This window comes from Halorubrum tibetense, assembly GCF_055396225.1.
Genome location: NZ_AP043742.1, coordinates 1,663,207 through 1,676,038, shown reverse-complemented (window position 1 = coordinate 1,676,038; position 12,832 = coordinate 1,663,207). Strand labels below are relative to the sequence as shown.

At 68.5% G+C, this 12,832-nt stretch carries 17 protein-coding genes; 12 read left to right on the top strand and 5 right to left on the bottom strand.

Annotated elements, in window-relative coordinates; genetic code table 11:
* The first annotated feature begins 101 nt into the window (after positions 1-101).
* The 9 genes from cofD (at position 102) to ACZ5TV_RS08465 (ending at position 6,815) form a co-directional block, all read left to right on the top strand.
* Positions 102-1,097 carry a 2-phospho-L-lactate transferase gene (cofD, locus tag ACZ5TV_RS08505; RefSeq protein WP_464383697.1) on the top strand — a complete coding sequence of 332 codons (996 nt, stop codon included), beginning with the start codon at positions 102-104 and terminating at the stop codon, positions 1,095-1,097.
* On the top strand, positions 1,094-1,969 hold the full coding sequence (locus tag ACZ5TV_RS08500; RefSeq protein ID WP_464383696.1) for a tRNA-dihydrouridine synthase: 876 nt from the start codon (positions 1,094-1,096) through the stop codon (positions 1,967-1,969). Before cofD ends, ACZ5TV_RS08500 begins: the two co-directional genes overlap by 4 nt.
* Positions 1,966-2,961, top strand: a complete 996-nt coding sequence (locus tag ACZ5TV_RS08495) for a triphosphoribosyl-dephospho-CoA synthase (RefSeq protein WP_464383695.1) — start codon at positions 1,966-1,968, stop codon at positions 2,959-2,961. The genes ACZ5TV_RS08500 and ACZ5TV_RS08495 overlap by 4 nt, the downstream gene beginning before the upstream one ends.
* Entirely contained in the window at positions 2,958-3,647 is a 690-nt protein-coding gene (locus ACZ5TV_RS08490) for a DUF447 domain-containing protein (RefSeq protein ID WP_379783713.1), read from the top strand. The genes ACZ5TV_RS08495 and ACZ5TV_RS08490 overlap by 4 nt, the downstream gene beginning before the upstream one ends.
* Before the next feature lie 126 nt (positions 3,648-3,773).
* Positions 3,774-3,968, top strand: a complete 195-nt coding sequence (locus tag ACZ5TV_RS08485) for a 30S ribosomal protein S17e (RefSeq protein WP_379783715.1) — start codon at positions 3,774-3,776, stop codon at positions 3,966-3,968.
* A 121-nt stretch (positions 3,969-4,089) separates the two neighbouring features.
* Complete coding sequence (locus ACZ5TV_RS08480; RefSeq protein WP_464383694.1) at positions 4,090-5,325, top strand: tripartite tricarboxylate transporter permease; 1,236 nt, start codon at positions 4,090-4,092, stop codon at positions 5,323-5,325.
* Between the two features lie 103 nt (positions 5,326-5,428).
* Positions 5,429-5,608 carry an HVO_2753 family zinc finger protein gene (locus ACZ5TV_RS08475; protein WP_379780250.1) on the top strand — a complete coding sequence of 60 codons (180 nt, stop codon included), beginning with the start codon at positions 5,429-5,431 and terminating at the stop codon, positions 5,606-5,608.
* A 1-nt stretch (position 5,609) separates the two neighbouring features.
* Entirely contained in the window at positions 5,610-5,876 is a 267-nt protein-coding gene (locus ACZ5TV_RS08470; RefSeq protein WP_379780248.1) for an elongation factor 1-beta, read from the top strand.
* Positions 5,877-5,987: 111 nt separating this feature from the next.
* Entirely contained in the window at positions 5,988-6,815 is an 828-nt protein-coding gene (locus ACZ5TV_RS08465; protein WP_379780246.1) for an HpcH/HpaI aldolase family protein, read from the top strand.
* Between the two features lie 76 nt (positions 6,816-6,891).
* On the opposite strand, the gene ACZ5TV_RS08460 is transcribed toward ACZ5TV_RS08465, so the two are convergent.
* The gene (locus ACZ5TV_RS08460) at positions 6,892-7,443 is read right to left on the bottom strand and encodes a DUF1684 domain-containing protein (RefSeq protein WP_379780244.1); all 552 of its coding nucleotides are present in this window, start codon (positions 7,441-7,443) and stop codon (positions 6,892-6,894) included.
* A gap of 91 nt (positions 7,444-7,534) precedes the next feature.
* Between ACZ5TV_RS08460 and ACZ5TV_RS08455 the strand changes: the two genes are divergently transcribed.
* Positions 7,535-7,936, top strand: a complete 402-nt coding sequence (locus tag ACZ5TV_RS08455; protein WP_379780242.1) for a hypothetical protein — start codon at positions 7,535-7,537, stop codon at positions 7,934-7,936.
* Positions 7,937-7,947: 11 nt separating this feature from the next.
* Here the strand turns inward: ACZ5TV_RS08455 and ACZ5TV_RS08450 are convergent, their stop codons facing one another.
* The 3 genes from ACZ5TV_RS08450 to ACZ5TV_RS08440 form a co-directional block, all read right to left on the bottom strand.
* Complete coding sequence (locus ACZ5TV_RS08450) at positions 7,948-8,652, bottom strand: helix-turn-helix domain-containing protein (RefSeq protein ID WP_379780240.1); 705 nt, start codon at positions 8,650-8,652, stop codon at positions 7,948-7,950.
* A 124-nt stretch (positions 8,653-8,776) separates the two neighbouring features.
* Positions 8,777-9,055 carry a DUF7521 family protein gene (locus ACZ5TV_RS08445; protein ID WP_379780238.1) on the bottom strand — a complete coding sequence of 93 codons (279 nt, stop codon included), beginning with the start codon at positions 9,053-9,055 and terminating at the stop codon, positions 8,777-8,779.
* Positions 9,052-9,435 carry a helix-turn-helix domain-containing protein gene (locus ACZ5TV_RS08440; RefSeq protein ID WP_379780236.1) on the bottom strand — a complete coding sequence of 128 codons (384 nt, stop codon included), beginning with the start codon at positions 9,433-9,435 and terminating at the stop codon, positions 9,052-9,054. Before ACZ5TV_RS08440 ends, ACZ5TV_RS08445 begins: the two co-directional genes overlap by 4 nt.
* Before the next feature lie 100 nt (positions 9,436-9,535).
* Here ACZ5TV_RS08440 and ACZ5TV_RS08435 point away from each other — a divergent pair, with 100 nt between their 5' ends.
* A complete protein-coding gene (locus ACZ5TV_RS08435; protein WP_379780234.1) occupies positions 9,536-9,910 on the top strand; it encodes a DUF7853 family protein in 375 nt (124 codons plus the stop codon).
* A 50-nt stretch (positions 9,911-9,960) separates the two neighbouring features.
* Here the strand turns inward: ACZ5TV_RS08435 and ACZ5TV_RS08430 are convergent, their stop codons facing one another.
* A complete protein-coding gene (locus ACZ5TV_RS08430) occupies positions 9,961-12,111 on the bottom strand; it encodes a (Fe-S)-binding protein (RefSeq protein ID WP_379780232.1) in 2,151 nt (716 codons plus the stop codon).
* Between the two features lie 236 nt (positions 12,112-12,347).
* On the opposite strand from ACZ5TV_RS08430, the gene ACZ5TV_RS08425 reads away from it, so the two are divergent.
* On the top strand, positions 12,348-12,830 hold the full coding sequence (locus ACZ5TV_RS08425) for an Lrp/AsnC family transcriptional regulator (RefSeq protein WP_379780230.1): 483 nt from the start codon (positions 12,348-12,350) through the stop codon (positions 12,828-12,830).
* Positions 12,831-12,832 lie beyond the last annotated feature (2 nt).

The window sequence follows — 12,832 nt, the reverse complement described above, 5'->3', positions numbered from 1 at the left end:
AAGCGTCCCGCGGACCGGTCCCCGCTCTCGGGTCTCGGTCCGAAGTCCACGCGTCGCGGACGGAGCCGAGGATACAAATCCGGGCGTCGCCTTGCGGACGTATGGTTACGTTCCTCGCCGGCGGCACGGGGACGCCGAAGCTCCTCGACGGCGCGACCCGAGTCTGGGACTCGGAACAGGTCTCGGTCGTCGCCAACACGGGCGACGACGTGGAGCTCGGCGGCCACCTCGTCTGTCCGGACGTGGACACGGTGCTGTTCGCCGGCGGTGGCGTCCTCGACCGCGAGACGTGGTGGGGGATCGCCGACGACACGACCGCGACGCACGCGGAGCTGGTGCGGCTCGCGGACGCGGCCGGGCTGGAGACGGGTCCCCGGTATCTCGACGACGCGGCACAGACCACGGGCCGCGAGATAGCCCGATGGCGGCGGTTCTCGGGCGTCGCGGAGTTCATGGAGATCGGTGACCGTGACCGCGCCGTCCACGTCACGCGGACGAGCCTGCTCGACGAGGGCCACACGCTCACCGAGGTCACGGGGACCCTCGCGGACGCGTTCGACCTCGACGTCGACCTCCTGCCGATGTCCGACGACCCCGTCGCGACGCTGATCCACACCGAGGCGGGCGAGACGATCCACTTCCAAGAGTATTGGGTCGACCGCCGCGGCGAGCCCGGGGTCGCCGACGTCGAGTTCCGCGGCGCGGCCGACGCGGAGCCGACCGCCGCGGTCGAGCGCGCGCTCACGCAGCCGGTCGTGATCGGTCCCTCGAACCCGGTGACCAGCATCGGGCCGATGCTCGCAGTCCCGGGGTTCGAGGCTGCCCTTTCATCGACGCCGGTCGTCGCCGTGTCGCCGTTCGTCGGCGATCAGGTGTTCTCCGGACCGGCCGCGGATCTGATGGCGGGCGTCGGCTCCGACCCCTCGACCGCCGGCGTCGCCGACGCGTACCCGTTCGCGGACGCGTTCGTCCTCGACCACGACGACCCGACCGAGCTCACGTGTCACGTCGAGCGGACCGACACCCGGATCGACGACGCTGACGACGCCGAGCGGGTCGCTGGCGCGTGCCGTCGCGCGCTGGAGGCGGTCGCGTGACCCCCGGCGACCCGTTCCTCGTGGCGGCCAGCCTCAGCGGCGAGGCCGACGCGGAGTGGGCGCGGACGGCCGCCCCGTACGTCGACTGCGCCGTGATGGGTGGGATCGCGCTCGACCCGGCGAGCCGGGCGGCCGCACGTGACCTCGTCGACCGCGGCCGGTCGGAGTTCCTCCCCGCGGACCCCTATTCGTGGATCGACCGCCAGTGTCGCGCGGTCGCCAGCGATCCCGTCCACCCCGGTGTCAACGTCCGAAGCGCGACCGTGGAGCCGATACGGGAAGCGGCCGCGGTCTGTGCCGCCCACGACGCGGTGTGTGAGATCAACGCCCACTGCCGCCAGCCCGAGCTGTGCGCGGTCGGGTGCGGCGAGGCGCTGCTGACCGACCCCGACCGGCTGGCCGAGTACGTCTCGGCCGCGGTGGAGTCGGGCGCGACGACGAGCGTGAAGCTCCGCGCCGAGGTGCCCGGCGTCGACCTCGTCAAGGTCGCGACCGAGGTTTCGAACGCGGGTGCGGCGTGGATCCACGTCGACGCGATGGACAGCGAAGCCGTCGTCGCCGACCTCTCGGCGGCCGTCGGCAGGGAGGACGCTCCGACGGTCGTCGCCAACAACGGGGTGCGGGGACGGGAGACGGTCGGCGCGTACGCGGCCCACGGCGCGGACGCGGTGAGCGTCGGGCGGCCGAGCGACGACCCGCGAGCCCTCTCCCGGATCGCCGAGGCAATGGCGGTCTGGCGTGAGGGGCTGCTGAACGGAGCGGAGAGTGGAACGGCGGATGTACAGGACGACGCGACGGTCGACGGGGACTGGGGCGAGACGACCACCGACGCCGGCCCGATATCCCGGCGACCGCCGGGGGCGTCACGATGACCGCGCCGCCGCGGCGTTCGGCCGTCGACGACGCCGTCCTCGCGCTGTTACTGGAGGTCGCGGGGACGCCGAAACCCGGGAACGTCGACCGGCGTCGAGACCTCGAGGACCTCCGGTTCGAGTCGTTCCTCGCCGGCGGAGTCGGCGCTCGCGCCGGGCTCGAACGGGCCGCTCGCGATGGGGCCGTCGGCCACGCCTTCGAGCGCGCGGTCGCCGGAATGGCCGACCGTGCCGGCACCAACACCCAGTTCGGCTGTCTGCTCCTGCTCACGCCGCTGCTCCGGGCGACCCGAGAGGGCGACGTGTCCCCCGAGGGCGTCGATCGCGTCGCCCGCCGGACGACCGTCGACGATGCGGTCCGGTTTTACGCGGCGTTCGAACACGTCGACGTCGCGGTCGGCGACCCGCCGCCGGACGCGACCGAGCTCGACGTCCGTCGCGGGAGCGATGCCGAACCGACCCTCCGTGACCGGGGGATCACGCTTCGCGACGTGATGGAGACCTCCGCCGGCGGATCGTCACCCGCGCGGGACGATCCGTCGTCGAAGCCCGGAGCGCGGGATCGGGTGCCCGACCGCAACGCCCAGGAGTGGGTCGAGGGGTTCCCGCGAACGTTCCGCGCCGCGGAGTGGATCGTCACCGACGAGGGGCCGATCGTCGACCGGGCGGCGCGCGCGTTCCTCGGGCTGCTCGCGACCGAGCCCGACACGCTCGTCGCGACCGCACACGGCCCCGAAGCCGCCCGCGAAGCGAGTCGACGGGCCGCCGAGCTGGTCGCGGACGCCGACCCGGACGCCGGACGGCCCCCGTCGACCGAGGCGGTCCACGCGGTCGACCTCGCCGACGTGGAGTCGTTGGCGGCGGCGTTCGTCGACGAGGGGATCAACCCGGGCACCACCGCTGACATCACCTGTGCGGCGCTGTACGTGGCGATCAGGCGTGGCGTGTCGGTCCGGAATTCGGGGGCAGAGGGGACGGGGGTCGATCCGTGAGCGACCCCGGGTGGCCCGTCGCCCTGCGAGGCGTCACGGAGTCGGTGGTGGCGACGCTCGGCCCGAACGACCGGTGGAACGTCGCCGCGCTCGGCCTCCACGCGCCGGAACACGGCGAGGGTGACGCCTCGCACCCGTCATCCGACGCCTCGTCCCAGTCGGGTACGGTCACCGCCCGCACGTTCGGCCGGACCCGGACGTGGCGGAACTTCACCGAGCGCGGAGGCGGCGTGGTGCAGTTCACGTCCGACCCGCGAGAGTTCGTCGACGCCGCGCTCACGGTCCGGGAGGAGCCGGATCCCGTCCTTCCTAACGCGGACGCGTGGGTCGAGGTCCGCGCCGAACGGGTCGCGAGTGAGGATCGGGGAGAGGTCACCGTCCGGACATGGGCGTTGACTCCGGTCGAGTCCGAGATCCGGTCGAAGCGGGTCTCGACCGTCAACCGGGGGTTCGGCGCGGTGATCGACGCCACGGTGGCCGCCTCACGGCTCGACGTTCCCGCCTACGACACGGCCGAGCTGCTCGACCGCCTCCGGTACTTCGCCGACGTGGTCGACCGCTGTGGCGGCCCGGCGGAGCGCGAGGCGTTCGCGCGGATCGACCGGGCGACAGGGTGGCGATCGATGGACTCGGATCGGACGGACGACGAGACGGGCAGCGCTCCGGGGGACGGCCGGGGAACGTAGCGTCAACGGGTCGACGGCCTCGGGTGTCGTCGGCAGGAACGGGGCCCGGAGGCCGCGCTCGCACTCGCAGGCGGGCGCTCAGACGGGAACGAACCCTTTTAGTCCGCGCCGCCGGTATCGCTCCGTATGGCTATCAAACCCAAGTACATCAAGCAGCTCGCGAACGTGCTGCTCGAGCGGTATCCGGAGTCGTTCAACACCGACTTCGAGACGAACAAGGAGAGCGTCTCCGCGCTGACGACCGTCGAATCGAAGGGTGTCCGCAACCGCATCGCCGGCTACATCACCCAAAAGAAGTCACAGGCGGCGGCCGCGGCCTGATCGGTTCTTCGCTCGCGTTCCACGCGTTCGTTCCCGAGCAGCCGCCGTAGCGGTCGAGGCGAGCCCGAGCCGACTCTCCTATCCAACCGTTTATCCCCGATAGCGCGGCCACCCAGTCGGGATGGACGCGTTGGTCCGCCCGGTGCTCGATCCGACGTTCGCCGTCGCCGCCCTCGCGTTCCTGTTCGGCGGCGCGGCGCTCGGGGCGGTGAGCGGGCTCGTTCCTGGGCTCCATGCCAACAACTTCGCGCTGGTGCTCGCGGGCGTCGCGCCGTCGATCCCCGCCGACCCGCTGCTCGTCGGCGTCGCCATGCTCGGCGCGGGCGTCGTCCACTCGTTTCTCGATATCGTCCCGGCGCTCGCGCTCGGCGTACCGGACGCCGCGACCGCGGTCGCCGCCCTCCCCGGCCACCGGCTCGTCGTCGCGGGACGGGGGCGGGAGGCGCTGCGCCTGTCGGCGGTCGGCTCCGGGCTCGCCGTCGCGCTAGCGGTGCCGCTCGCGGTTCCGATCACGTGGCTCATGGTTCGCGGCTACCCGACCGTCAGGACGCACCTTCCGCTTCTGCTTGGCGGTGTGGTCGTGTTCCTCGTCGTCACCGAGTCGTCGCGACGGTCGGCGGTCGGCGGGTTCTGTGCGTTCCTCGCGAGCGCCGCCCTCGGGGCCGCCACGCTCGACGTGACTCCCGCCGCGCCGCTCTCTGCGGGCGGCATGCTCGCACCGCTTTTCACCGGGCTGTTCGGCGCGCCCGTCCTGATCGACGCGCTCGGTGGCAAGGGCGTTCCACCGCAGTCGGACGCGCGGATCACGATGGGGAAACGCGACCTCGGCGTCAGCGCGACCGCGGGGTCGTTCGCGGGCGCGATCGTCGGCTACGTGCCCGGCGTCTCCGCGGCGATCGCGGCCGTCGCGGCGCTTCCCGCCGTCCCCCGACGGGAAGCCGACAGGGGGTTCATCGTCGCGACGAGCGGCGCGAACACGGCCAACACGGTGTTCGCGCTGTTCGCACTCGCCGCGTTGGGGACGCCCCGAACCGGCGTCACCGTCGCCATCGAGGAGGCCGGCGTCCCGCTCGCGCTTCCCGTCCTTCTCGTCGCGGTCGCGACCGCCGCGGTGTGTGGGTTCACGCTCGTCCTCCTCGTCGGCGACGCCTACCTGCGCGTCGTCGGGAACGCCGACTACACCACGCTGTCGGTCGCCGTGTTGACGTTGCTCGTCGGCGTCTCGTTCGCGTTCGCGGGAGTGTTCGGCGTCGGCGTCTTCGCCGTCTCGGCGCTTCTCGGACTCGTTCCACCGCGGCTCGGCGCGCGCCGGGTGCATCTGATGGGCGTGTTGATCGGTCCGCTGATGCTTTCGTAAGGACACGCGGGCACGAGCGGGGTGAGACCGACCCACGACACTGCTCACCCCGGGGCGACGGCAAAGAACAACGGTTAAACGTCGCGCGCCGGTGAGAACAGGTATGAGCGAAACCGAAAGCCGGAGCACACAGCAGTGTGTCTCCTGTGGCATCCAGGTGTCCGGGATGAGCGCCGCGCGGTTCGCCTGCCCGGACTGTGGCGCGACGATCCACCGATGCGCGAAGTGCCGAAAGCAGAGCAACCTCTACGAGTGCCACGACTGTGGCTTCCGGGGGCCATAACATGGGCGACGTCGCAGCCAAGATCAAAGTGATGCCGAACAGTCCCGAAGTCGACCTTGACGACCTCCAGGACAAGCTCGAGGAGTCGCTCCCGCAAGGAGCGAAGATCCGCGGCTTCGAGCGCGACGACGTCGCGTTCGGGCTCGTCGCACTGCTCCCGACCGTCATCGTCCCCGACGGCGCGGGCGGCACCGAGGCCGTCGAGGAGGCGTTCGCCGACGTCGAGGACGTCGAGTCCGTCTCCGTCGAGAACGTCGGTCGACTGTAGTCGGTCCCGCTTTTCAGCCCGTTCTCTCGCGCGCCAAGTGGTGACGCCGGCCCGAGATCCGTGCGGTCCGGCCGCACCGACCCTTATTACTGCCGTACGAGAACGGTCGGTATGGATCTGAAACGGAAGCTGCGAGCGGGCGATCGGCCGGTCGGCGGCTGGTGCTCGCTCCCGTCGCCGAGCGTGGCCGAAGCCCTAGCGACCGCCGCGTTCGACTTCGTGGCGATCGACACCGAACACGCGACGGCGACGACGGAAGCCGTCGAGAACGGGATCCGTGCGGTCGAAGCCGTATCCGGGGCGACGGAGCCCCTCGTCAGGGTGGCGGAGGTGGACGCGACCCGTATCGCACGCGCCCTCGACGCGGGGGCGGCGGGGGTGATGGCACCGCAGGTGAACACGGTCGAATCGGCCCGCGAACTGGCTCGGGCGTGTCGCTATCCGTCACAGGAGGCCGACGACGCTCCCGCAGAAGCGGAGGGATCCAAGGGAGACGGCAGCAGCTCCGTGAACACCGGCACCCGCGGTGTCGGTCTCGGGCGCGCCTCCGCCTACGGGAGACGGATCGACGAGACGGTTCGGACCGCGAACGACGAGGTCGCGGTGATAGCCCAGATCGAGACGGAGAGGGGAGTCGAGAACGCCGAGGCGATCGCCGACGTGGCCGGGATCGACGCGCTGTTCGTCGGTCCAGCCGACCTGTCGGCGTCGCTCGGCCGGTTTCGCGCGTTCGACGACCCCGCGTTCGAGACGGCGATAACCCGAAGCGTCGCCGCAGCGGAGATGGCGGGGATCCCCGTCGGAACGCTGGCGACGAGCGAGAAGCGGATCGACGCGTGGCTCGACGCCGGCTTCGACTTCCTGATCGTCGGTACCGACGCCGGATTCCTCGCCGCGGGCGCGGATCGGGCGATCGACCGGTACGAAGAATCGGTGTGAGGTCGCCCTCCGACCCCGGTGTCTCCGTATCTATCGAGCGGTGACGTCCGTTTTTACGTATAAGATGGGTGACCGGTCACTCGAGCGTCGGGGCTCTCTCGCCGGCGGGGACGACGGTCTCCAGCCAGTTCTCCTCTGGCGGGAGCGGACACGCGAACGTCTCACTGTACGCACAGAACGGGTTGTACGCGAGGTTGAGATCGAGCGTGACGGCGTCGCCGTCGGCGAGTGAACCCTCGGGTTCGAGCTCCATGTATCGCCCCTGATGGTACGTCTGCTGGCCGGTCGTCTTGTCGCGGAACGGGACGAATATCGCGCCGTCGTCGCCTTCTTGGCGGTACCCCGCGAGCGTGTACGTCTCGCCGTCGAGCGCGAACCGGAACGTGACGACCCGGAGGTACCGAACCGGGTTGCTCGCGGTGGTCTCCATCTCGACCGGTTCGGGGTCGTCGTGGACGGTCACGGTCGCCTCGACGCGGTACTCCGGGTCGGGGTCGAAGTAGTCGAGCCCGTCGAAGCCGTCGCGGTGTTCAGGCGGGATCGGCGACTGCGGGTGATCGGCGAAGAACTCGTCTTTCTCCCGGCGGTTGGCCCGGAGGCGGTCGGCGTAGGATGGGTCGTCGCTCATACACAGTGTTCGTAGAGCCGGTACATAAGTGAAGATCGGATCTCTGGGCCCTTCACACAAAGTATTTAATCGGTTGATTTATAGAATTGATATGAAAAATAATATCGTTCTTTCGTACATGGTAGTTTCTTCAATAGTGGCTATCGTCCCGTTTTTAAATATCGTATTGCCAGCTGGTATGGATCTATCTATTCCACCGGAATTATTCATAAACCTTCTTATATTTATTGTGATCCCCATATGCGCGTACTATTTGGACGATCGTTGTAGTGTTGGAGAGGATTGGCGGTACTCGATCAGCGTTTATATCGGAGCCCTGTTGACGGTTCTAGCGTTTTATCACTCCGAAGTCGTGTTCGGTGTGACTTTGATCGCGTTCTCAGTTTGGGTATTTGAATCAGCAGTGATCTCGAAGAGCCTGTTTCGACTTTTTGTCGGGGAGATGGGTGCGATCGCGGCAGGAGTGGTGATCGTGGTATCCCTCGTTGGATAAGCCCGAAGTGATCACAGCTCCCGGAGGTCCGCGAGGCAGGCGTCGAGGTCGCGCGTCGAAGTCGCCAGGGAGAACCCGTCGACGCGGGCGAGGTCGCCGGCGTGCTCCCAGAGGTCGTCGGCCTCGATACCGTGGAGCACGACGGCGTTCGGCGTCGGGCTGACGACCCGCATCGCGACCAACGGCGACTCCCCACGGGTCACTCGCGTGAACACCAGCGCACGGTTCGTCGACTGGCCGTACAGCCGGTAGAACTCCTCGCTCGAGAGCCGGGTGATCGCCTGAATGGAGTCGATCACCGTGTGGCCGTTGACGTGGTCGCGGTCGCCGCGGACGATCTCCGTCGCGCCCATCGCGTCGTAGAACGCGTCGAGCGGAACCGCGGTGGCGTACTCCCGGAGGTCGTGAACGATGTCGCTCTCGAACCCCGCCGAGAGCACCCGGGCGTACTGGCGGAGTCGACCGCCCCCGCGCCGTTCGTCGATGTCGAGCAACCCCTCGACGGTTCGTCGGACGACGCCGATACCGGGGCTCTCGCGGCGACCGCTCTCGTAGTCGGAGACGACGGACGACGACACCCCGAGCTGGTCGGCCAGCTCCGTCTGAGAAACGTCGAAGTCGGTCCGCCACTTACGGAGGGTCGCCCCCGGATCGTCGCTGAGGGTTATTTCCCCCGCGATCCGGCGGGAGAGCTCCTCGCGTGCGGTCTCGCTCATCGGTTCGATCGTCGCGAGAGCCGCACAAAAGGGTACTGTTCGGCCGACGGGTCTCCTGTCGCCCCAGGGTCCGGATCCACTTGGTCCGACCCGCCACCGATCGGTCCGACCCGTCCCCGACCGGTCACTCCACGTACAGCGAGTAGACGATCACGGCGAAGCCGACCGCGGTCAGCAGGCTGTCGATCGCGATCCCGACGGCGAGGTCCGCACCGATGATCTGGTGGGAGACGCCACCGACGAGCGCGCCGACGGTGACGACGCCGAACCCGATCCCCAGCGCGCGCAGCGAGGGATCGCCGGTCCGCTCGAACGCGCGGAGCGCGTAGTAGGTGATTGAGCCACCGAGCAGGAGGATGGCGGTCTTTGCGACGATGATGGCGATGTCTATGTGGGCACTCATGTTTCCTCACGGAGTTCGGACCAGAGGTCGGCGAGCCGTTCGTCCCGGGTCCGCTCGGGGCGCTCGAACTCGACAGTGAGCTCGCGGTCGGCCTCGTCGTTGATCGACACGTGAACCTCCTCGAACGCGACCGAGTAGCGCGTCGTGTGCTGGCCGTCTCGTCGGATGTCCGTCGATTCGCTCAGGAGCGAAGCGTCGACGAGCGTCTCCAGTTTCCGGTAGGTCGTCGACAGCGGGATACCGCACTCCTCCGAGAGCTCGCTGGCGGTTTTCGGCTCCGAGAGGGCGAGGACGATCCGCTGGGCGGCGTCGTCGGCAAGCGCATCGAGGACATCGGTAACGGCCGGTGGATCCTCTTCACGCGACGGGTCCCGCACCATGACCGTCCATTCCGGCCGGCAGGGGTTAAACCATCGAACTTCGAGCCGTCGTGGGACACACGCATACTTTTAAGCCCCTCCCTACGGAGAACCCACGTGAATGAGCCCTCCGAGAGACGGCCAGTCGGCCGATCCGACGTTCACCCGCGAGGAAGCGTGGGTCGCACACGCCGCGCTGCTGGCGGCCTGTGAGCGAGCGGCCGACGATCATCGGACCGTCGATCCCCCCGCGCTCGCCGGTCCGACAGAGCGCGACGCCGGCGGCGACACCGCCGAGGTCGACCCGGTAAATCCGTATCGGCAGCCGATCCGCCGCATCGAACGGGGCGACCCGCTCGACGCGACGGAGACCGCGCTGTTACACGACGCGCTCGTTGATTACCTCGGCGACGCGCCGGTTCGCGACCGGGCCGCGGGTCGCGCCCTGCTTCGCCGTACGGCCGCGACGATCGACGCGGGCGAGATCGACCACTGAAACACTGAGAAACCGCCGCGCCGGAGATCGAAATCGCCCTGTCGCCCCCGTTACGACCCCGTTTCCAGCGCCTCCAGCAACAGCTCCGCGACGTCGACGATCTCGACGTCCTCCTCGAACCCACCCGTCTTCCGCCCGTCCTCGAACATCGTCGTACACATCGGGCAAGCGACGACGAACTTCTCGACGGCGTCGCCCGCGGCGGTGTCCTCGACCGCCTCCCGGAGGCGTTCCTCCGAGGGCTTCACGTCCTCGTCGTGTTCGGTCCAGAGACCACCACCCCCGCCGCCACAACAGAAGGATCGCTCGCGGGAGCGCGGCATCTCGTGGAGTTCGGCCCCGGTCGCACGGATCAGCTCGCGGGGTGCCTCGTACTCGTCGTTGTAGCGTCCGAGATGGCAGGGGTCGTGGTAGGTGACCGTGTAGCCGAGCTCGTCGCCGGAGAGCCCCAGCCGACCGTCCTCGACCAGCTGTTCGACCACCTGCGTCCAGTGAAACACGTCGATCCCCCCGTCCGGGTTCCACGGCTCCTCGCGGTCGAACGGCATCATCGGGTCGTCGGCGAACTCGGCGAAGTCGACCTCGGGGTACTCGTGTTTCATCGTGTTGTACGAGTGCGGGTCCGTACAGACGATCGAGTCGAACTCGCACTCCGCGAACGTCTCGACGTGGTGACCCGCCAGCTCGAGATAGAGGAACTCCTCGCCGATCCGGCGGATGTCGTTGCCGTCGGTCTGCTCGTCATCGAACAGGATGCCGAACTCGACGTCGGCGGCCTCGAACAGGCGGGCGAGCGCGCGGGCGACGTTCTTGTTCCGATCGTCGAAGCTCGGGTAGTCGCCGACGTACCAGAGGTACTCGACCTCGGTCTCGCGCGCGTCGTCGATCTCGAAGTCGAGCTCGTCGGCCCAGTCCGCACGGGCGGCCTGCGACGCCCCGAACGTGTTCCCCGACCGCATCACGTCCTGAAACACGTCTTGGAGGTTCGAATCGACCGCTCCCTCGTCGACGAGCTGGCGGTTCATCTTCGTGAACGAGGTGAGGTGTTCGATGTCGACGGGGCAGGCGTCCATACAGGCCATACAGGACATACACGACTCCATCGACTCCGCGGCGACGACGCCGCCCTCGTCGGCGACGATGGGGACGGTTCCGCCGTCCGTCGCCATTCGATCGTCGCGTCCGACCACCGGGTCGTCGCTGACCGACTCGCGATACGCCTTGAGATCGAGGATCACGTCGCGCGGGTCGAGGTTTCGCCCGACGGTGTCGGCAGGGCACGCCGAGGTACACCGGCCGCATTTCGTACAGGCGTCACCGTCCATGAGCTCCTTCCAAGTGAAGTCCTCGATGGACTCGGCGTTCGTGTGATCGAGGTCGGCGGGGACGTTCGGGAGTCTCGCGCCCGCCTTCTCGTCGCGGGCGACGACGTTCGCGAACGAGGAGATCATGTGGAACGGCTTCGCGTATGGGATCCACGCGATGAACGCGAACGCGAGAAGCGAGTGGTGCCACCAGATCACGCCGTAGGCGGCCTCCGCACCGGCCTGCGTCAGTCCGGCCCACTGGAACGCGTTCGCCATCGCCATCCCGACGAACGAGACGGTTTCGCCGGCGCGCTCCGGTTGGCCGACGATCCCGAGCGCTTGAACGAGGAACCCGCCAACGCCGAGGAGGAACAGGGTCCACACGAACGCGTCGTCCTCCAGCGAGGTGTGTTTCCCCCACAGTCGACCCTCGCGGTTCCGGTATCGTTTGTAGATGGCCATCCCGACGCCGACGACGAACAGTAGGCCGAAGGCGTCGACGACGAACTGGTAGGCCAGATAGAAGTCGCCGACCCAGAACGACTCGCCGGCGAGGGGGCGGTAGACGTCGATATCGAAGCCGAGGATGGCGGTCGCGACCACGAGGACGAGGAACCCCCACAGCACGAACGTGTGCATCACGCCGGCGTACAGGTCGCGGTCGTACTGGTTCTCGTTCGAGAGCACCGTCTTCGTCGCGGCAACCGTTCGGGCGGGGAGGTTCGACAGCCGGTCCCGCGGGTCCGAACGTCCCTGAGAGTACGCCGCGAACCGGGCGTACACGCCGTACAGGAACACGAGGATCGCGACCGCGGCGAGCCAGTAGAAGGCGGCTTTCCCGATCGGACCGATGGTCCAGAACGTCTCCCGGGTCGCCGCCTGCAGCGGAGTCATGATCGATCAGGTGGGTAGCTTCGGGTTAAAACTTGCCACAATGAGAAGCGGGTACTCGAGGATTCTCGTCGGCGAGGACCGGCCCGTCCGTCGGAGACGGCACGCCGCTCGAATGGGCGAGCGGAGCGCTTCCACGGGCGAGTGGGGCGCTTCCACGGGTGGGCGAGCCGGCGACGCGATTCACGCCGATCGGAAGCGATTACCGCTCGCGCTCGCGAGGAGGATCACGTGATCCGATGATGGTGAGACGGGATAACTACCGGCTGGACGACGTCGATCAGCGGATCGTCTACGAGCTCATGCGTGACGCGAGGGATCTCTCCGTCCCGTCGCTCGCGGAGGAGCTCGATATCGCTCCCGGCACGGTCCGAAACCGGATCGAGCGGCTGGAGGAGGAGGGGGTGATCGAGGGGACGACGGCGATAATCGATTTCGAGCGCGCCGGTGGCCGGCTCCGCGTGTTGTACATGTGTACGGTCCCCGCGGCCGAGCGCGATCGGCTCGCCGCCGAGGCGCTCGCGCTCCCTGGCGTCATCAACGTGCGCGTCCTGATGGCCGGTCGACGCGACCTCCACGTCGAGGCGGTCGGTGAAGACACGGAGGACCTTCGAGAGATCGCCCGGGAGCTCTCCACGCTCGACATCCGGATCGAGGACGAGGAGCTGGTGGAGGACGAACGCCGTGCTCCCTACGAACCGTTTCGCGACGCTGACGAGTGAAC